The sequence below is a fragment of the Methylotenera versatilis 79 genome, from assembly GCF_000384375.1.
GTDB classification, from domain to species: domain Bacteria; phylum Pseudomonadota; class Gammaproteobacteria; order Burkholderiales; family Methylophilaceae; genus Methylotenera_A; species Methylotenera_A versatilis_B.
In genome coordinates, this window is sequence record NZ_ARVX01000001.1 from 1,813,143 (window position 1) to 1,832,658 (window position 19,516).

General features: G+C 42.4%; 12 protein-coding genes. 11 read left to right on the forward strand and 1 reads right to left on the reverse strand.

What is annotated here, in order from left to right:
• Positions 1 to 73: 73 nt before the first annotated feature.
• Genes dnaE through tilS form a run of 3 tightly spaced genes read left to right on the forward strand, consistent with a single transcriptional unit; the run spans position 74 to position 6,039 of the window.
• Complete coding sequence (dnaE, locus tag METVE_RS0108845) at positions 74 to 3,580, forward strand: DNA polymerase III subunit alpha (RefSeq protein WP_020168113.1); 3,507 nt, start codon at positions 74 to 76, stop codon at positions 3,578 to 3,580.
• Positions 3,581 to 3,629: 49 nt separating this feature from the next.
• Positions 3,630 to 4,625 (forward strand): acetyl-CoA carboxylase carboxyltransferase subunit alpha, encoded by a 996-nt coding sequence (locus METVE_RS0108850; RefSeq protein ID WP_020168114.1) that lies wholly within the window; start codon positions 3,630 to 3,632, stop codon positions 4,623 to 4,625.
• On the forward strand, positions 4,594 to 6,039 hold the full coding sequence (gene tilS, locus METVE_RS0108855; RefSeq protein WP_020168115.1) for a tRNA lysidine(34) synthetase TilS: 1,446 nt from the start codon (positions 4,594 to 4,596) through the stop codon (positions 6,037 to 6,039). Before METVE_RS0108850 ends, tilS begins: the two co-directional genes overlap by 32 nt.
• 76 nt (positions 6,040 to 6,115) lie before the next feature.
• Here tilS and METVE_RS0108860 read toward each other — a convergent pair whose 3' ends face one another.
• Positions 6,116 to 6,796: an arylesterase gene (locus METVE_RS0108860; RefSeq protein WP_020168116.1), complete on the reverse strand. Its 681-nt coding sequence runs from the start codon at positions 6,794 to 6,796 to the stop codon at positions 6,116 to 6,118.
• A gap of 2 nt (positions 6,797 to 6,798) precedes the next feature.
• Between METVE_RS0108860 and METVE_RS0108865 the strand changes: the two genes are divergently transcribed.
• From METVE_RS0108865 to METVE_RS0108905, 8 genes are all read left to right on the forward strand, one after another.
• Entirely contained in the window at positions 6,799 to 7,572 is a 774-nt protein-coding gene (locus METVE_RS0108865; protein WP_020168117.1) for an ABC transporter ATP-binding protein, read from the forward strand.
• A complete protein-coding gene (locus METVE_RS0108870) occupies positions 7,569 to 10,073 on the forward strand; it encodes an ABC transporter permease (RefSeq protein WP_020168118.1) in 2,505 nt (834 codons plus the stop codon). Before METVE_RS0108865 ends, METVE_RS0108870 begins: the two co-directional genes overlap by 4 nt.
• 199 nt (positions 10,074 to 10,272) lie before the next feature.
• Positions 10,273 to 12,744: a TonB-dependent receptor gene (locus tag METVE_RS0108880; RefSeq protein WP_020168120.1), complete on the forward strand. Its 2,472-nt coding sequence runs from the start codon at positions 10,273 to 10,275 to the stop codon at positions 12,742 to 12,744.
• 34 nt (positions 12,745 to 12,778) lie between these two features.
• Positions 12,779 to 14,218: a sigma-54-dependent transcriptional regulator gene (locus METVE_RS0108885; protein ID WP_020168121.1), complete on the forward strand. Its 1,440-nt coding sequence runs from the start codon at positions 12,779 to 12,781 to the stop codon at positions 14,216 to 14,218.
• A 182-nt stretch (positions 14,219 to 14,400) separates the two neighbouring features.
• Positions 14,401 to 15,627, forward strand: coding sequence for a formate-dependent phosphoribosylglycinamide formyltransferase (purT, locus tag METVE_RS0108890; protein ID WP_020168122.1), 1,227 nt, complete (start codon positions 14,401 to 14,403; stop codon positions 15,625 to 15,627).
• An 87-nt stretch (positions 15,628 to 15,714) separates the two neighbouring features.
• Positions 15,715 to 16,140 carry a group II truncated hemoglobin gene (locus METVE_RS0108895; protein WP_020168123.1) on the forward strand — a complete coding sequence of 142 codons (426 nt, stop codon included), beginning with the start codon at positions 15,715 to 15,717 and terminating at the stop codon, positions 16,138 to 16,140.
• A gap of 175 nt (positions 16,141 to 16,315) precedes the next feature.
• Entirely contained in the window at positions 16,316 to 19,102 is a 2,787-nt protein-coding gene (locus METVE_RS0108900; RefSeq protein ID WP_020168124.1) for a sensor histidine kinase, read from the forward strand.
• On the forward strand, positions 19,099 to 19,476 hold the full coding sequence (locus METVE_RS0108905; protein ID WP_020168125.1) for a response regulator: 378 nt from the start codon (positions 19,099 to 19,101) through the stop codon (positions 19,474 to 19,476). The genes METVE_RS0108900 and METVE_RS0108905 overlap by 4 nt, the downstream gene beginning before the upstream one ends.
• The last annotated feature ends 40 nt before the right edge of the window (positions 19,477 to 19,516 follow it).

The following is a 19,516-nucleotide window of genomic DNA, read 5'->3' on the forward strand; positions in this document are numbered from 1 at the left end:
TTTGCATTTATTTAAGTCAATATTTTCAACATATGTTTTGTGATACTGATGCAGGTGCGGGTAAAATAGCGCAATGCAAAACGAAGTCAATATTCAATCAGACGCTATACAAATAGACACGGCACAAATGTCAGGCCCACGATTTGTACATTTGCGTTGCCATAGCGAGTATTCAATTGTAGATGGTACAGTACGCATTGATGATTATATTCAAGCCGCCAGTGCTGACGCCATGCCAGCAGTGGCTTTAACCGATTTAAGTAATTTATTTGGTGCAATCAAGTTTTACAAAGCAGCACGTGGTCGCGGCATTAAACCCATTTTAGGCTGCGATATTTGGCTAGAAAATGCTAAAAATCGTGATCAAGCACATCGCTTATTATTGTTGGTGCAAAATGCAGTCGGTTATCGTCAATTATGTGGATTATTAAGTCGCGCATTTCTTGAAAATCAGTATCGCGGGCGCGCCGAAATCAAGCAAGAATGGTTGCTGAATACAGAAGGTTTGTTGCTGATTTCTGGCAGCGTGCAAAGTGATATTGGCGCCGCATTCAGTGCGGGCAATAACGCGCATGCCGCGCAATTAACGAACACTTGGTCTGAACTGTTTCCTAATCGCTTTTATCTAGAAATCCAGCGCGTTTCTGAGTCTAAAGATAGTCCTGCGCAAGAATTTTTAATTCAACAAATATTAGATTTAGCCAGTGCTGCTGAGTTACCAGTAATCGCCACACACCCGATACAATTTACTACGCCAGATGATTTTAAAGCACATGAAGCCCGAACCTGCATTGCAGAAGGCTATATGTTGGCTGATAAACGTCGACCGAAAAATTTCACTGAGCAACAATATTTCAAATCACAGACAGATATGTGCGCACTGTTTGCGGATATTCCTGAAGCCTTAGCCAATACAGTTGAGGTCGCTAAACGCTGTAATTTGGTGATTGAGCTGGGCAAAAACTATTTACCGAATTTCCCCACGCCAGACCAATCTAGCTTAGATACCTATTTGGTTGCGCAATCGCATATCGGCTTGGCAGCGCGTTTAAACAGTTTATATCCGGATGATGTTAAGCGTGAAGCCAAGCGGGCTGAGTATGCAGATAGGCTTGAATTTGAGTGCAAAATCATCAATCAAATGGGTTTTGCGGGCTACTTTTTAATCGTTGCAGACTTTATCAATTGGGCGAAAAATAATGGCGTACCTGTTGGACCAGGCAGGGGTTCTGGTGCTGGCTCTCTAGTTGCGTACAGTTTGAACATTACCGATTTAGATCCGTTGCAATATAATTTGCTGTTTGAACGTTTTTTAAATCCAGATCGTGTTTCCATGCCTGACTTCGATATCGACTTCTGCATGGATGGACGTGATCGCGTGATTGATTACGTGAAGCAAAAATATGGCTTAGATGCGGTATCGCAAATTGCCACCTTCGGTACCATGGCGGCTAAAGCCGTGATTCGCGATGTTGGCCGCGTGCTCGATCTGCCATTTAATTTTGTGGATGGCATTGCGAAATTAATCCCACTGGAATTAGGCATTACGCTAAGCAGCGCCTTAGAAAAAGAACCGCAATTACAAGAGCGCCGCGAAAAAGAAGAAGAAGTTGCCGAGTTATTAGAGTTAGCATTAAGACTAGAAGGCTTAGTGCGAAATGTCGGCATGCACGCAGGTGGCGTATTGATTAGCCCAAGCAAAATATCCGATTTCTCACCGATTTATTGTCAGCCTGATGGTGGCAGTTTAGTCAGCCAGTATGATAAAGACGATGTAGAAGCAGTCGGCTTGGTTAAGTTTGACTTTTTGGGATTAAGAACGCTGACGATTTTAGAATTGGCGTTAGTCAATGCCAATAAACAGCGAGCTGTTGCGGGTGAGTCGCCACTCAGTTTTGAAACCTTGCCGCTTAACGATAAAGCCAGTTACCAATTACTCAAAACGGCTAATACTACCGCCGTATTCCAGCTGGAATCACGCGGCATGAAAGATATGCTCAAGCAGGCAAAGCCAGATTGCTTTGAAGATATTATTGCGCTGGTAGCATTGTATCGTCCTGGCCCGATGGATTTGATACCGGATTTTTGCCGCCGTAAACATGGCCAGCAGCGCGTGGAATATCCGCATCCAGCCACAGAATCTATTCTTAAAGAAACTTACGGCATCGCGGTTTATCAAGAGCAGGTGATGCAAATTGCGCAAGTGGTGGCAGGTTACAGCTTGGGTGGTGCGGATTTGCTGCGTCGCGCCATGGGTAAGAAGAAAAAAGAGGAAATGGATGCGCAGCGCGCCATTTTTGTAGAAGGTTCGCTTAAAAATGGCCTTAACGAAAAGCAGGCGACTGAATTATTTGATTTGCTAGAAAAGTTTGCTGGATATGGTTTTAATAAATCGCATGCAGCGGCTTATGCTTTAGTGGCTTATCACACCGCCTATTTAAAAGCGCATTATCCGGCTGCATTTTTGGCCGCGACCATGTCTGCAGATATGAATAACACCGATAATATTCATAGCTTCTTTGATGATTGCGCGCCGAATAAAGTCGAAGTGTTGGCGCCTGATATCAATCAAAGTGGCTACCGATTCTTACCAATAAACAACAGCCAAATGTTGTATGGTTTAGGCGCGGTAAAAGGCACGGGCTTAGCTGCGATTGAGCTGATTATGGCTTCGCGAGAAGCGAGTGGGCCGTTTAAAAGTTTATTCGATTTTTGTAACCGATTAGATTTACGTAAAGTGAATCGACGCGTGATTGAGTCGCTTATTCGTGTTGGTGCATTTGACAAATTAGAGCCGAACCGCGCCGCGTTGTTGGCAGCTGTTAGCATGGCGATTGCCGCAGCAGAGCAAAATAATAGCAATGCAGGGCAAGATAATCTATTCGGTGATGTATCCGAGACCAAACACGATTTGCCAAACGTAGCAGCTTGGTCACCACAACAAGCGTTGATTGAAGAAAAAGCCGCCTTGGGTTTTTATTTAAGTGGGCATCCATTTTTAAACGCCAAGCAAGATGTCAGTCAATTTGTGCGTGGTTCGTTGGCAGACTTAACACCTCAAGAACAGCCAAAACTGATGGCGGGCATTGTTGTGGGCGTGCGCATCCGTATGACGCAGCGCGGTAAAATGGCGATTGTGACGATTGATGATGCGATATCGCGTGTGGATGTGGTTGTCGGTAGCGAAATGCTCAATCAATCTGCGCAATTAATTAAAGAAGATGCCTTGCTGATTATAGAAGGGCGCGTGAGCCATGATGATTTTTCAGGCGGAATACGGGTTAATGCGCGTAAATTGTATGATTTAGCCTCTGCGCGCAGCCAATATGCCAGCATGTTAAAGATTTCGTGTAATGGTCAATCAGATGCGGCAAAGTTGACGGCGATATTAAATCCTTATCGCAGAAAAGCAGCAGAAACCGATAAAAAATTGTGCCCGATTAAGATTGAATATCACAATACGCAAGGCCAAGCCAGTATGATGCTGGGTGATGCATGGCGTGTAGAGCTGCATGACGAATTATTGCAAAATCTGACCGCATGGTTATCCAAAGAAAATGTTAAAATCTTATATAATTAAACCGTTTGCCATTGTTAAGTAATATAAATCTGCTGGGTAATATAAATTCATGACATTAAGACGCGCGACAGATACAAAAATAAGCTATTTAGATTTTGAGCAACCGATTGCAGAGCTTGAGAGGCGTATTGATGCGCTACAAGTGTCGCACGATGAGCATGACGCTTTGGATATATCAAAAGAGCTAGACCAGTTAGAAAAAAAACAAAAAAAGCTACTGCAAGAAACCTATCAAAATTTAAGCGCTTGGCAAATTTCGCAAGTGGCACGCCATCCGCAAAGACCTTACACGCTGGATTATATTCGTGAGATATTTACCGATTTTGAAGAATTACATGGTGATCGTGCTTATGCAGATGACCCAGCGATTGTTGGCGGATTAGGTCGATTTGAAGGTATTCCAGTGGTCGTTATCGGTCATCAAAAAGGCCGTGATGTAAAAGAACGCCAATACCGCAATTTTGGTATGCCGCGACCTGAAGGCTATCGTAAAGCATTGCGCTTATATCGTTTGGCAGAGAAATTTAATTTGCCGATTATCACGCTAATTGATACGCCGGGTGCTTATCCAGGTATTGGTGCGGAAGAGCGTGGACAGAGTGAGGCGATTGCTAAAAATCTATATGTGATGGCTGAACTTAAAACGCCTATTATCGGTGTGATTATTGGTGAAGGCGGCTCTGGCGGCGCATTGGCTTTGGGCGTTGTTGATCATTTGCTGATGTTGCAATATTCGACTTACTCTGTGATTTCACCTGAAGGTTGCGCTTCTATCTTATGGAAAAGCGCCAGCAAAGCGCCTGAAGCAGCAGAAACACTAGCCATTACTGCCGATAGGTTAAAGTCGCTAGGCTTGGTTGATACTATCATCAGTGAGCCATTAGGCGGCGCGCATCGTGATATTCCTTTAGTGATGCAATCATTGCGTAAAACGCTTAAAGATCAATTGCTTGCATTGCAGAAAAAAGATACCGAACAGCTATTAACGGCACGCTATGCCCGTTTGATGAGTTATGGAAAATTTAAAGAAACAACGCCAAAATAAAAAAATAAATGCAGGCGACAATCTATTGTCGCAGCAAGTCAGTACTTTTTTAAGCGAAGTTTTTTCTGTCCAAAATGCGGTTAAACCCACACTCACTCTTGCATTAAGTGGCGGGCTTGATTCGTGTGTGTTGCTGCATGTTTTAGCGACTATTCGCCAAAGTGCGGGCTTTCATCTCACTGCACATCATGTGCATCATGGCTTAAGTATTAACGCAAATAATTGGGCAGATTTTTGCCAAACAATTTGCAATCAACTGAATATCCTACTGACTATTTCAACAGTCAATATTAATCCCAATAGCAGTTTAGGCATTGAAGCCGCGGCTAGAAAAGCGCGTTATTCAGTGTTGATGAGCAAAAGTACGGGCTTTATCTGCACTGCGCATCATCAAGATGATCAAGCGGAAACCTTGCTTTTGCAGTTAGCACGAGGTGCAGGTGTCAAAGGCTTAGCTGCGATGGCGCCAATTGATACCAAAAGAAAATTGCTTCGCCCTTTATTGAATATTTCCAGAGCAAATTTAGAACATTATGCCAAACTACATCAGCTTGTTTGGGTGGATGATGAAAGTAATTTGAATCAACAGTTTGATCGCAATTTTATGCGGCATTCGGTTTTGCCCGCCTTGCAGCAACAATATCCCACAATCAAACAAAGTTTAGCGCGTACAGCAGCACATTTAGCCGAAGCGAACAGTTTGTTAGATGTTTTGGCAGAACAGGATGCAAAGGCATGTTTTACCAATAATCAGGTAATTACACAGCTATTTCTGCCGCCATTAATCAGCTTAAGTCAGCCTAGAATCAACAATGTATTACGTTGGTGGCTAGCACAAAGCCATGTGCGGATGCCGAGTACTAGCCAGTTGCAACAGATTACTGAGCAATTATTACAGGCTAAATCGGATGCTGCGATTCATATAAAAATAACGCAGGAAAATGCTGATTTTGACGATGAAAATCCTGCTAAGTTAACACTCAAAAGGTATCAAAATCGTGCTTATTTGATAGCAGAAACTGTCGATAATTTGTTCCTTGATATCACTTGGAAAAATGAGCCTGTCGTCCATTTGCCGAATCAAAATACGTTAACTTTCACCCAAAAAATGGGTGAGGGTTTTGCAATAAAGTATTTAGATAATAAGCAGTTAGTGATTAAAAATCGAGTTGGTGGCGAGCGCTTTAAGCCAGATTTAAATCGCCCGAGCCGTAGTTTAAAAGTGCTGTTGCAAATGTCTTGCGTGCCACCGTGGCAACGTGAGCAACTGCCACTTATTTATATGGATGAAACTTTAGTGATGATTCCAAATGTTGACGCAGAAACTAGTCCACAAACCAACTTGGTTGATGCTAAGTTTAAAGCTGCATCTGATGAAATGGGCTTGCTCGTGAGTTTGCATATAAACAAGTGATTTGACTCACAAAATAGTTAACCATTTTTACGGGTTAAGTTTTATTTAATATGCTAAGTATTTGTATTTAAATATTTTATTTTAGTAACTTTTTAAGCTGCGGCCAAACATTTTCTAATAACTTAGTTTGCGCTACAGCTTTAGGATGCAAGCCATCGTCTTGAACTAGGCTTGGATTTCCTGCAACGCCATCCAGAAAAAACGGCACTAAATTCAAGCCATATTTTTGGGCTAAATCAGCGTAAGTGTCGCTGAATTGTTGGGTGTATTGAATGCCATAGTTAGGTGGAATTCTCATGCCGAGCAACATGACTTCTGCTTTGGCGACTTTGGCTTGGTTAATCATGTTATTCAGATTGCTGTGCATTTCTTTGACACTTAAACCGCGCAAACCGTCATTTGCACCCAGTTCAATGACAACGATATTCGGTTTATGCGTTGCTAACATGGCTTTAAAGCGCCCTAAACCGCCACTAGTGGTTTCGCCACTGATGCTGGTATTAACCACTTTATAATCAAAGTTTTCTTGTTTAAGCTTGTTTTGCAGCAGTGTGACCCAACCTTCATTTTGTTGGATGCCATAAGCTGCGGATAAGCTATCGCCAAAAACGACGATTGTTTGCGCTGCTTGCGCGTTAGTTGCAACCAAACTCAGCACAATCAGACTAAAGGTTAGATTTATAATCTTAAGAAAACTTAAACTTGAGTTTTTAAATTTAGTAATGCCAGCATAAAAACCAAATAAACGAGAACGCATACATGTTACTTTCTAATGAGCCTAGCCCAAATAATATCCATCAATTATCAGTGAATGAAACTGCAACGAATCAACCCACAACGTATCAAGCTACAAAGCCGTCTACACCTGCTATTTTAGCCACTAATCTATGCAAAAGCGTGGGCGATACTGACAATAAAATCAACATTCTTTCACAATTACAGTTACAGGTTGCGCTTGGTGAGAGTGTGGCGATTGTGGGTAGTTCCGGCTCTGGTAAATCTACACTACTTGGCTTGCTTGCAGGATTAGATCAGCCAACCAGTGGCAGCGTGACAGTAAAAGGCGCGGCATTTAGTGACTTGGATGAAGATGCGCGCGCTGCTATTCGTGGCAAACATATGGGCTTTGTGTTCCAGTCATTTCAATTATTGCCAACCATGACGGCGTTAGAAAATGTGATGTTGCCGATGCAATTGGCGAATCAAGACAATGCCAAAAAAGTGGCGATTGCCACGCTTGAAAAAGTGGGCTTAGGTGCAAGGTTAACGCATTATCCCAAGCAACTTTCTGGCGGCGAGCAACAACGTGTCGCGATTGCACGTGCCTTTGCGTCGCAACCGGCTATCTTATTTGCCGATGAACCAACAGGCAATCTAGATCTAGCGACGGGCGAACGCATTATTGAGCTGCTATTTGATTTGAATCAAGCGGCTGGCACCACGCTTATTTTAGTCACGCATGATATGAAATTGGCTAAACGCTGCCAACGCTCATTAACATTGAATAATGGCCGATTGAGTGAATCGTTATGATTGCAAAACTCGCTTGGCAGCAATTATTTTCGCAGTGGAAATCGGGCGATTTACGCGTGATGTTGTTGGCTTTGGTGCTGGCAGTCACTTCAATCACCGCCGTTAATTTCTTTATTAATCGCATCGCGCTGCATCTTAATGCACAAGGCGGCTTGCTTTTGGGCGGCGATTTAGTGGTTATTTCCGACCACGCGATTCCACAATCCTACTACGATTTAGCCAAGCAATATGGCTTGAAAAGTACGACTACCTTAGAGTTTCCTAGCATGGTGATCAAAGGCGAGCGTAACCAGCTAGCTGAAATCAAAGCTTTATCGGATGGCTTTCCGCTGCGTGGCGATTTTGGCGTGCAGCTAAGCAGCAATCAAACACCAACTAGCGTGCAAAACACGCCGAATAAAGGCGAAGTTTGGGTAGAGCCGCGTTTGGTGAATACCTTAAAGCTCGCGATTGGTGACAGCATTGAATTAGGTGCAGCACGATTTAAAATTGCGGGAATTTTAACGCGTGAACCATCACGCGGCGGCGATATGTTTAGTTTTGCGCCGCGTTTAATGATGCACGCAGACGACATTTCTGCAACGCAATTAGTGCAGTTCGGCAGCCGACTTAAATATCAACTACTAGTGGCAGGCGCGGCAGATAAAGTGGCGCAATTTTCCAGTGAAGTTACGCCAAAATTGCAACGTGGTGAGCGGGTTGAAGACGTTAAAACCGCACGTCCAGAGATCAAAAGCGCTTTAGATAAAGCGGAGACTTTTTTAAGCTTAAGTGCATTTGCCAGTGTGATTTTATCTATTGTCGCTATGCTGCTGGCCAGCATTCCCTTTATTGCGCGCAGCACAGATACCGCTGCTTTGATGCGCTGTTTTGGCGCCAGCAAAGCCAATATACAAAAGTTAATGCTGTTACAAAGCGCGTTTTTGGCCTTAATCGGCGGTTTGTTGGGTTGCTTGCTGGGTTATATCCTGCAATATGGCTTGGCATATATTGCCGGTAGATTGTTTTTAGAAACATTGCCCTCGCCAAACGTCATGCCGATTTTCATGGGCTTGATTCTGGCATTTGCGATTTTATTTAGCATTATGTTGCCGCATATTCACGCCTTAAAAAATGTGCCTATCATGCGTATTTTAAGACACGATTTTTCAGAGCAATCTGTTTCGGTTTGGTTGAAATATGCCCCAATCGCCATTGTGATGGTCTTGCTGATGTTTGTGTTGGCTAAGACTTTGCAACTGGCTTTTGTATTTTTAGCAGGCATTTTAGGTATTTGTTTGGTCGCTGGTTTATTGGCTTATGGCTTGGCTAAGATGCTCAAAAAAATCAGCCAGCAAGCCACTGATTATTCGAATAAAAATTATGCCATTAATCTTGGATTCGCCAATTTAAACAGACGGTTAGGTTTATCAATCGCGCAGATTATCGGCTTTAGTTTGGGCGCAATGGTGTTGATGTTATTAGTAATGATTAAAACTGATTTGATGCAATCATGGCGCGCTTCGTTGCCTGTCGATGCACCAAATCGCTTTATTATTAATATTCAGCCAGAACAAGTGGCATCTACAGAAGCGTTTTTACAAACGATTGGCGTTGCTAAACCGCAAGTATTTCCGATGATTCGCGGCAGGTTAATGGCTATTAATGATCAAGCTGTTGCGCCTAATTCTTATAATGATGAACGTGCCAAACGCCTTTCTTCGCGCGAGTTTAATTTATCTAGCGCAGCACAAATGCAAACGGATAATAAATTATTGCAAGGTCGTTGGTGGCAAGCGAATGAAGCGGATAAGCCGTTTTTATCCATAGAAGAAGATATCGCATCTGCACTGAACATTAAGCTTGGCGATGCGTTAACTTACGATATCGCAGGCAGCAAAATCACATTGACGGTCACCAGCATTCGCAAAGTGGAGTGGGATAGTATGCGCGCCAACTTTTTCGCCGTGACGCCAGCGGATACGCTTAAAAACTTCCCCACAAGTTATATGACCGCGTTTTATTTGCCTAAAAATCAAGATAATGCGCTTAACCAAATGGTGCAAAAATTTCCTAATTTTACGGTGATCGATGTGGCAAACTTAATGAATCAAGTGCGCGATATTATGAATAAATTAGCGCTGGCGATTGGTTTTGTCTTTATGTTTTGTTTAGTGGCAGGTTTGGTGGTTTTATATGCCGCGCTAATAGCCACACTAGATGCGCGTTTGCAGGAATCTGCATTGTTGCGCGTGTTAGGTGCATCGCGCGCACAAACCACGATTGCAACATTGACGGAGTTTGCCAGTATTGGCATGGTCGCGGCAAGCGTCGCCATTATCATGGCAACGGGGCTCAGTTATTACTTAAGTCGATTCGTGCTGGATATTCCTTACCAATTTAATGTAGTGCTAGCTTTCGGCGTATTTTTGCTGACGCTTATATTAATACCTCTTGCCGCTTGGCTAGTTATTCGACGTTATCTAAACATCCCACCTAAGCAATTACTTAACAGTATTTAACTCGATATTTGTAATTACGTTATTGGCTGTATACAACCAACATTGGTGGTTGTATACAGCCAATACAACCATCTATAATAGCCTTTTATTTGAACGCTTAAATTTCATTGTTGATTTAATTGAGCTTTTTAAAATTAAAGGTTTTGGAATGGATTTTGCATATACAAGCGAGTTGTATATTTAATCCTAGGGAGTCAACATGCAAGGCGAGCTTAAAACTAAAATGAAACCGCAAACCAAATTACAAACCAAGCCAAACTTAACTCTTATTTCTATGCTGATTTCCTGTGCGTTGCCACAATTGGCACAAGCAGAAGACGCAACAAATGTGAGCGTAGAAAAAATTGAAGTGATGTCTACAACACCTTTAAAAGGTATTGGCTTACCACTTTATAAAATCCCAGCGAACATTCAGTTCGCATCGCCCAAAGCAATCAATGACCAAACTGGCGTTTCAATTGCTGATTACATGAATGCCAATATGCAAGGTGTTTCTGTTACCGAAATGGGCGGCAACCCTTGGCAGCCTGAAATTAACTTCCGTGGCTACTCATCATCACCGTTATTAGGCAATGCACAAGGCCTTTCTACTTATATCGATGGCGTGCGCGTCAATGAGCCGTTTGGCGATGTGACACTCTGGGACAAAATTCCTAGTTTTGCTATCGGCAATATGCAAATGATTCCTGGATCCAATCCATTGTTTGGTTTAAATACTTTAGGCGGCGCTATTGTTGTTCAAACCAAAAGTGGCCGCGATAACCAAGGCGCTGCAGTTGAATACGAGGCTGGTTCATGGGGTCGTCAACGTGCGTTAATTGAATACGGTGGCGTTTCAGAGGATGGTTCTGTCGATTATCTATTCGGCTATCAACATACTACTGAGAATGGTTGGAGAGATTATTCACCATCACATGTGAATCAGTTATTTGGTAAAACAGGCTGGCAAAATGAATCTACCAAGTTAGATCTTACCTATATTGGTACAGATAATAATTTAATTGGTAATGGCTTTACACCTGAAATTCTGTTGAGTGGCAAACGTGACCAGATTCATACGCGCCCAGACTTTACTAATAACTACTCTCACTTTTTAGCGTTAAATGGTTCACATTTCTTTAATGAAGAGACGATGTTCTCAGGTAATGTGTATTATAAAAAATCAAACCGTCACACTAAAAACGGTGATGCGTGGGAAGGTGACAATGAAGATGGAGGCCTAGCAGCGCTGTATCCTGACTATGCTGGTGAGTTCGACGATGAAGAATATCTTGGTGCTGTCATGAACACGACCAAGACCACTCAAGACACATACGGTTTGACTGGTCAATTGAGCTTTGACCAGGATTGGATGAGTAAAAAGAATCAATTTGTCGTTGGCGCAGGTTACGACTATTCACTCATTCGATTTAAACAATCAGAGCACATCAATGTGGCTGGTGAAGAAGATGACGTGTTTGATGATGGTCTAGGCGGAAATGTATGGACACCGTCAAGAGCACCAATCATAGGTGGCGCTGAATTTGAAGATGGCGCCGGCTTGCTTCCCAAACGTCAAAACGTTGGTTTAACCGGTAAACAATACACTGCTCGTATCTTTGCAACAGACACATTATCGTTAAATGATCAATGGCATTTGAATGCAGGCGCAAGCTGGAATTTCACGCGTATCGATAACACGGATACATTACGTGGCCCAAAAACTGATACAAACCCTAATAGTTTGACAGCGAGAGATAGCTACACACGCTTAAATCCAACCATCGGTTTAACGCACACGCCATCTAAAGACTTAACTTTCTATACCTCTTATAGTGAATCGAGTCGTGCGCCAACTGCAATTGAATTAGGCTGTTCGAATCCAGATGCACCTTGTCTATTGCCAGCAGCAATGGCAGATGATCCTCCACTTAACCAAGTGGTTGCTAAAACCTATGAGTTTGGTGGTCGTGGCAAATTAACTGACGCTATCAGCTGGAATGCTGGCATTTACCATGCCGTGAATCACGACGACATTCAGTTCACTGCATCAAACCAATTATCCGGTGCAGGTTATTACAGAAACATTGGTAGAACAAAACGTCAAGGGCTGGATTTTGGTTTGAACGGTAATTTAGAAAAATTCAAATGGGGTGCGTCATATAGTTATGTAAGAGCTACTTATGACACAGATGTTGAATTTGCTAATCAGTCAAACTCATCTAGCGATGATGGTATTTATACTGCGACTAAAGGTGATTATTTACCAACTATTCCTAAACACCAGATCAAATTACGCGGCCAATATGCAGTCACTCCTGCATGGACAGTCGGTGCGAACGTAATCGGTTATGCAAGCCAATATGTGTGGGGGAATGAAAACAATAAACACAAAGCAAACTCTGCTAATTGTAATGATGGTGAAGATTGCGCAACCGGTAAAGGCAAAATCAGCGGTTACTTTGTTGTTAACTTGGATACTCAATACAACATTGGTAATGGCTGGAAAGCATTTGCTAAAGCAACCAATATTTTTGACCGCGATTACTATATTAGCGGACGCCTCGCTGAAACCGCATTCAACTCTGCCGGCGTATTCGGTGAAGAGTCCAGAATGTTAGGTTTGTTGCCAGGTGCTCCACGTGCTGCATGGTTGGGCTTCCGCTATGAGTTCGCTAAACCAAAAAAATAGTTGCTGTAATTTAATGATTAACGCAGGAGTTTAATTGCTAGCACAACACACTCAGCCGAAACCCGCTAATGCAGATTCTGAGCATTTAGAACAATCCACACATTTCAGTCAATCAAAAAAAATATTGATTGTTGAAGATGAGGTTCTGTTTGCACGCGCGGTACAAAAGCGTTTGCAAAAAGCGGGTTTTGAGTGTGAACATGTTGAAAGCTTGGCTGACGCGCGCGCAATCATTAAGCAGTTCAACGCTGATCTTGTGTTGTTGGATATGCGTTTGCCAGATGGCAACGGCTTAGATTTACTGAGTGAGTTCGTTGCTAAAAACATGACAACCATTGTGATGACCGCTTACGGCGAAGTGAGTGATGCCGTAAATGCAATGAAATTGGGCGCGAATGATTATTTAAAAAAGCCGATAGATTTAGAAGAGCTATTATTAATTGTTCAAAAAAACGAAAAAACATCAGCATTACAAACGAGTCTAGATTATGCGCGGCAACGTAATGCGCATTCTAGCGACGGTATAACATTAATTGGCGATAGTCCTGCTACGCAAAGCATTCATATGCAAATTGCGCGTATTGCGCAGTTGGGGCATTTGGGTGATTCAATCGCGCCAACTGTGTTGATTACAGGTGAAACGGGCACGGGTAAAGATGTCGCCGCCCGTTTGCTACATGCTTCCGGTAGTAATAGTGAAAAGCCTTTTGTGCATGTTGATTGCGCTTCTTTGCCTAATGAGCTGATTGAAAGTGAATTGTTCGGTCACGAAAAAGGTGCGTTTACCAATGCGGTCACTTCAAGGCCTGGTTTAATTGAAGCAGCAGAAGACGGTACGCTATTTTTGGACGAGATTGGCGAATTGCCTCTGGCCTTGCAAGCAAAGCTATTAAGCGTGTTAGAGCGTCGCCGTGTAAGACGTTTAGGTTCAACCAAAGAGCGTATTGTGCCGGCGCGTATTGTCGCGGCAACTAATCGTAATTTGCATGAAATGTCGCAGGCAGGACGTTTTCGCTCAGATTTATATTATCGATTAAATGTGATGACAATCTCACTGGCGCCGTTGCGAGAGCGTGGCGGAGACATATTGCAACTTGCCAAACATTTTATGCAGTTAACTGAAAAACGCTATGGATTGACTAAACATCAGTTTAGTCAATCTGCTGTCGATGCGATGCAGACTTATAAATGGCCTGGCAACGTACGTGAATTACGTCACCAAATTAGCCGTGCAGTATTGTTAAGTAGCCAAGCACAGATTAGTGCCAGCGATTTAAATCTAAATGACAGTAAAAATAAAGTCGCTAACGACAGTAGTAAGCAATCTCAAGTAACTTTGGACGCAGCCGAAAAAACCATGCTGTTAAAAGCGCTAGAATCTGCACATAACAATGTATCTGAAGCCGCGCGCCAATTAGGTATTACGCGTATGACCATGCGTTATCGTATGGATAAACACGGTATTAGTTTTTAATTACTGCTATTAGTTAATTGACCTTAGTTAACCATTACTTAACCCTCAAATTACCTCAAGTTTTTCACTCTTAATCTGCGCTTAGTAAATCGTTAAGCGTACGACTTCTATATTGCCGCATGGTATTATTCTAATCATTTTTCAATCTGTAGAAATAGATACAAACGCATGGGCAAAATTTTATGAAACTAGGCACTCCTCTTACATCCTCAGCAACCAAAGTGATGTTGCTGGGTAGCGGCGAACTTGGCAAAGAAGTGATTATTGCATTGCAACGTTTTGGCGTAGAAGTCATTGCAGTCGATCGTTACGCCAATGCGCCTGGCCATCAAGTTGCACATCGCGCTTACACCATCGATATGACAGATGCTGCCGCACTTAAAGCATTGATTAAAAAAGAGAGTCCACATTTTATCGTGCCAGAGATCGAAGCATTGAACACAGATGCCTTGGCTGATATTGAAAATGAAGGCTCAGCGACAGTTATACCAACAGTCAAAGCTGTGCAATTAACCATGAACCGTGAAGGTATTCGTCGCTTAGCGGCTGAAGAGTTGCAATTACCGGTATCACCTTATGCGTTTGCGCGCAGCGAAACCGAATTACAAGCCGCGATTGATGGCAAAAGTAACATAAGCAAAACCGCTATTGGCTACCCGTGCTTTATTAAGCCGACTATGTCCTCCAGTGGCAAAGGCCAATCGCGCATCACGCAAGCCAGTGAGGTAAAAGCCGCTTGGGATTATGCCGCAACTGGCGGGCGTGTGAATCAAGGTGTGGTGATTGTAGAAGGTCAAATTGACTTTGATTATGAAATTACCTTGTTAACGGTACGTGCAAAAAACGCATCGGGCGAAACGCAAACTTATTTCTGCGAGCCGATTGGCCATGTGCAAAAAAATGGTGATTATATTGAAAGTTGGCAACCACAGAAAATGACTACCAATGCGCTTAAATCGGCACAACATATCGCTAAAACGATTACGGATAGCTTGGGCGGACTTGGACTGTTCGGCGTAGAGCTATTTGTTAAAGATGACCAAGTTTGGTTCAGCGAAGTGAGTCCACGTCCGCATGACACTGGCATGGTCACGATGTGTTCACAACGATTAAGCGAGTTTGAATTACACGCGCGCGCCATTTTAGGTTTACCTGTCGATGTGAGCATGAAAGAAGCGGGCGCCAGCGCGGTTATTTATGGCGGTGTTGATAGCGTTAACTTGCAATATGATGGGCTAGAAGCTGCTTTAAACGTACCTGGGAGCGATGTTCGCTTATTCGGCAAGCCAGAATCCTTTGCACGCCGCCGAATGGGTGTAGCGTTGGCAGTCGGTAAAGATACAGATGAAGCTAGAACACGTGCAAAATTAGCGGCCAGCTTGGTAAAGCCAAGCGCTGCGAAAGCATAATTATCTGAAACCAAATTATCTCAACACGAATATTTCACCCAAGTATTTCAAGCCAGTATTTCGGCCAAGTAAAAGACTTTAAATTATATGTTAGACAAAATACAAGAAGCTGGCAGCAGTAAATCGACGTTTTATACCTTATTGGGCGGCGAACAGGGCGGCACAGCTGCGGTTCGCCAGTTAGTCGATACGTTTTATGACGTGATGGATAGCGACCCTAAAGCAGCGACAATTCGTGCCATGCATCCAGCCGAATTAACTGGTTCGCGTGAAAAATTATTTATGTTTTTAACCGGCTGGACAGGTGGGCCACAACTATACATAGAGCGCTACGGCAATCCATTTCTGCGCCGTAGACACTTACCGTTTAGTATCGGCGAAAATGAACGTGACCAATGGATGTATTGCATGATAAAGGCCATGCAAACATTAAAAATGGATGAATTGTTAATGCAAAAATTAGCTGAACAATTGTACGGCGTGGCAGATTTTATGCGTAATCGTGAGGCTTAATAAACGCTTCAAAAAGTTTAATCCACAATAAAAATCAAAACACTGTGAATCCATAATTATTGCTGAATAAATACAGCAATTAGTGTGTTAATGCACTGAAAACATTGAAAATTAGCTAACAGACAATCTTACTGCTATAGTCATTAAAAATAACGGTTAATGTCAGGGGTTTCGCTTGGCTAATAGCAGATTTCCTAAAAACAGACTCTCAAAAAAAGCTGCTGGCTTTTTGAGCTTGTTTTTTTTCATACTGTTGCCCGTTTTGGTTTATTCACAGCCGGCTTATTCACAGTCGGTTTATTCACCACAAGTAGCCGATTTAAATCGCATCAGTGATTTATCACAATCCCCGTTTATTTTTGCAGTCATCAGCCAAGCATTTTTGTCTCAAGCGCACTGGTTAATCGCCTATAAACTGGAAGTAACATTAGTCCTGTTTTTTATACTTTCACTTATTTTATTTAGCCTGTGGTGGTTGAATTGGCGCATTAAAACGCAGGTCAAGCAAAAATTTCTAACGCCAAATCAGGGTTTAGAAACACTCTATAAACGCATCTCTTTTCCCACAAAAAGAATTTTGATGATCGGGCTGCTGTTTGTTAGTGGCTTGGTCGTGCTGTATTTACATCTGGTTTTTACCTATCAATATTATGCAGACCAACGCTTTGTGCAATGGGCTAGTGCTGGCTTTTTTGTATTTGTTTTGTATGGCGGTTATCTATTTGGCAACCTTAAACGCAGTCAGCAATTAGAAAAACTGATTAATAAACTGCATGTACAAAATGTCGATAAAAAAATAGCACAAGACAAATTATTGCAAAGTGAGCACCGTTTGCAGCGTCAAAATGCCAGTTTGGCGCATTTAGCCTCTATGCAATTGGGTAATTGGCAAAATCCAGAAGCCATATTTAGAGAAATTGCCGAAGTCTCAGCTGAAGCGTTAGACGTAGAGCGCGTGAGTATATGGCGATTCAGTGACGATTTTAAACAGCTTGAATGTTTAAGCTTGTATGTTAGATCTCAACATTTGCACACAGTATCGCAGCCGTTAATCACCGAACAATTACCTGAGTATTTCAAACATCTTAAACAAAACCGTGTGATTGCCGTGAATGATGTGCGTCATCATGCAGCAACGGCCGAGTTTACCAAGGAGTATTTACAGGACAATCACATTGGCGCCATATTGGATGGCACTATTTGGTTAAATAACGAGATGATTGGTGTGATTTGCCACGAGCATGTGGGCGGGCCACGCGAGTGGACGATCGATGAGCAAAACTTTGTCGGCTCGATTACCGATTTAGCGCGATTGACGATAGAAGCACAAAAACGCCAGCAAGTAGAGGCGGATTTATCGCATCAGCAAAAACATCTGGAAACCATCGTTCAAAAACGCACTGCATCCATTGAAAACAATGCCAAATTATTTCGATTTTTGGTAGAACGCGCGCCAGTCAGTATTTTATATATGAATATTGCCAATGAGATTATTGAAATGAATCCCGAGGCTGAACGTATATCAGGCTATAGCCGAGAATTTGCGATAGGTAAAACTTATCAAGAATTATTTGCGACCAAACAAAATAAACAGCAATTGCTTCAGATAGAAAAACAGATTGCTTATGGAGAGAAAATACAGGGGCAAGAGTTGTCGATTCGTTGCGCAGATGGCAGCACGGCAGATTTAGCTATTTCACGTAGCATGGCGCTTGATGATGACAATAATCCGGTGATTATTTCTATCGGCCAGGACATGAGCAAACAAAGAGCTTTAGAAGTTAACGCTAAAAAACTGCTAGAAAGTGAAAAACGCTACAGTTATGTTGTAGAGCATGCACCTTTACCCATTTTGATTATTGATAATAAAGGCTTGATTATCGAGGCCAATCCAGAAGCAATTTCTGCGGCAGGTTATAACAGAGCGACAATGATTGGTGAAAATTTCATTGAGTTAATCGTTGCAAAAGAATCACGAAAAAAAGCCATAGCCGCTGCGGCGCGCGCCATGAAAGGCGAGGATTTTCGCGCCATTGAGTTGTTGCTGCAAAATGCAGCTGGCGAAAAATATGAATATCAATGCTCAATCGGCGCGGTAGGCGAAAATGTCGGTGACCAAGGGAAATTGGTTGCAATCGCACTAGATATCTCTCAGCAAAAAATCTTGCAAGCAAGCTTGATTAAAGCGCGTGAAGCGGCTGAATCAGCTGATCGAATCAAATCCATGTTTGTGGCTTCTATGTCACACGAGTTACGTACACCATTAAATTCCATTATTGGTTTTTTGGGTGTGGTATTGCAAGGCATGTCGGGCGAGCTGAATTTTAAGCAAAAAGATCAGTTAAGTCGCGCCTATCATTCTGCTAAACATCTGTTATCGCTGATTACCGATGTGATTGATATTTCTAAGATTGAAGCGGGTTTTTTGCAAGTGCATATTGAGCAGTTTGAGTTAATGCCTTTGTTAACTGAAGTTGAGCAAGCGATTGAGCATATTGTGACTGAAAAAAATCTACTGGTGACGATTGATTGTGCTGATGGATTGCAGCTGGAAACAGACCGCAAGCGTTTGTATCAAGTCATCCTTAATGTAGCCAGCAACGCGGTTAAATATACCGTAAAAGGTTCGATATATATTAAAGCACAGTTAGAAAATGATTGGCTGACGATTAGTGTGCAAGACACGGGAATTGGTATCGGTGAAGCGGATTTAGCGCACTTATTTAAACCGTTTGAACGCATTGATTCGCCATTGAAAATCAAAACGTTGGGCACTGGTTTAGGCTTGTACTTAACCCGTAAAATCTTGGCACAGTTGCTCAGCGGAACAGTTCAGGTGCAAAGCGAACTGAATGAAGGCAGTATTTTTACGATTAAAATACCTGCCAAAATTTCAGAAACTGAGCTTGAACAAACGGCTTCTATTTTAGACGAATCACCATCAGGGAAATCCCAATCATGACAGTCGCTTTGATCATAGAAGATAACGAAAATAACCTGGAATTGATTCGATTTATTTTAGAAGAGGCGAACTATAAAACGCGTTTTGCGATGACTGGATTAGAAGGCGTTAAACAGGCAACGACAATTCCGCCAGATTTCATAATTTTAGATATACAATTACCTGATATTAACGGTTTGGAAGTGCTAAAACGCATTAGAGCGCATCCAGCAGGTAAGCAAGTGCCGATTATTGCAATGACTTCTTATGCGATGTCGGGCGACCGTGAAAGACTGTTGGCAGCAGGTTGTACCAGTTATATTGAAAAGCCGATTGATCCAATGTCGGTGATTCAACAAATTGAGCTAGTAATTAACAAACAAAATAAGTATTAACAAAAAATAAACTTAAAAAAACAAAAAAAATAACAAGGTG

Excerpts from the sequence above, each read along its gene's own strand:
- METVE_RS0108850 (WP_020168114.1), top strand. The coding sequence starts at position 3,630 with ATGACATTAAGACGCGCGACAGATACAAAAATAAGCTATTTAGATTTT.
- METVE_RS0108895 (WP_020168123.1), top strand. The coding sequence starts at position 15,715 with ATGTTAGACAAAATACAAGAAGCTGGCAGCAGTAAATCGACGTTTTAT.
- METVE_RS0108880 (WP_020168120.1), top strand. The coding sequence starts at position 10,273 with ATGCAAGGCGAGCTTAAAACTAAAATGAAACCGCAAACCAAATTACAA.
- METVE_RS0108905 (WP_020168125.1), top strand. The coding sequence starts at position 19,099 with ATGACAGTCGCTTTGATCATAGAAGATAACGAAAATAACCTGGAATTG.
- tilS (WP_020168115.1), top strand. The coding sequence starts at position 4,594 with ATGGAAAATTTAAAGAAACAACGCCAAAATAAAAAAATAAATGCAGGC.
- METVE_RS0108865 (WP_020168117.1), top strand. The coding sequence starts at position 6,799 with ATGTTACTTTCTAATGAGCCTAGCCCAAATAATATCCATCAATTATCA.
- dnaE (WP_020168113.1), top strand. The coding sequence starts at position 74 with ATGCAAAACGAAGTCAATATTCAATCAGACGCTATACAAATAGACACG.
- METVE_RS0108870 (WP_020168118.1), top strand. The coding sequence starts at position 7,569 with ATGATTGCAAAACTCGCTTGGCAGCAATTATTTTCGCAGTGGAAATCG.
- METVE_RS0108860 (WP_020168116.1), bottom strand. The coding sequence starts at position 6,796 with ATGCGTTCTCGTTTATTTGGTTTTTATGCTGGCATTACTAAATTTAAA.
- purT (WP_020168122.1), top strand. The coding sequence starts at position 14,401 with ATGAAACTAGGCACTCCTCTTACATCCTCAGCAACCAAAGTGATGTTG.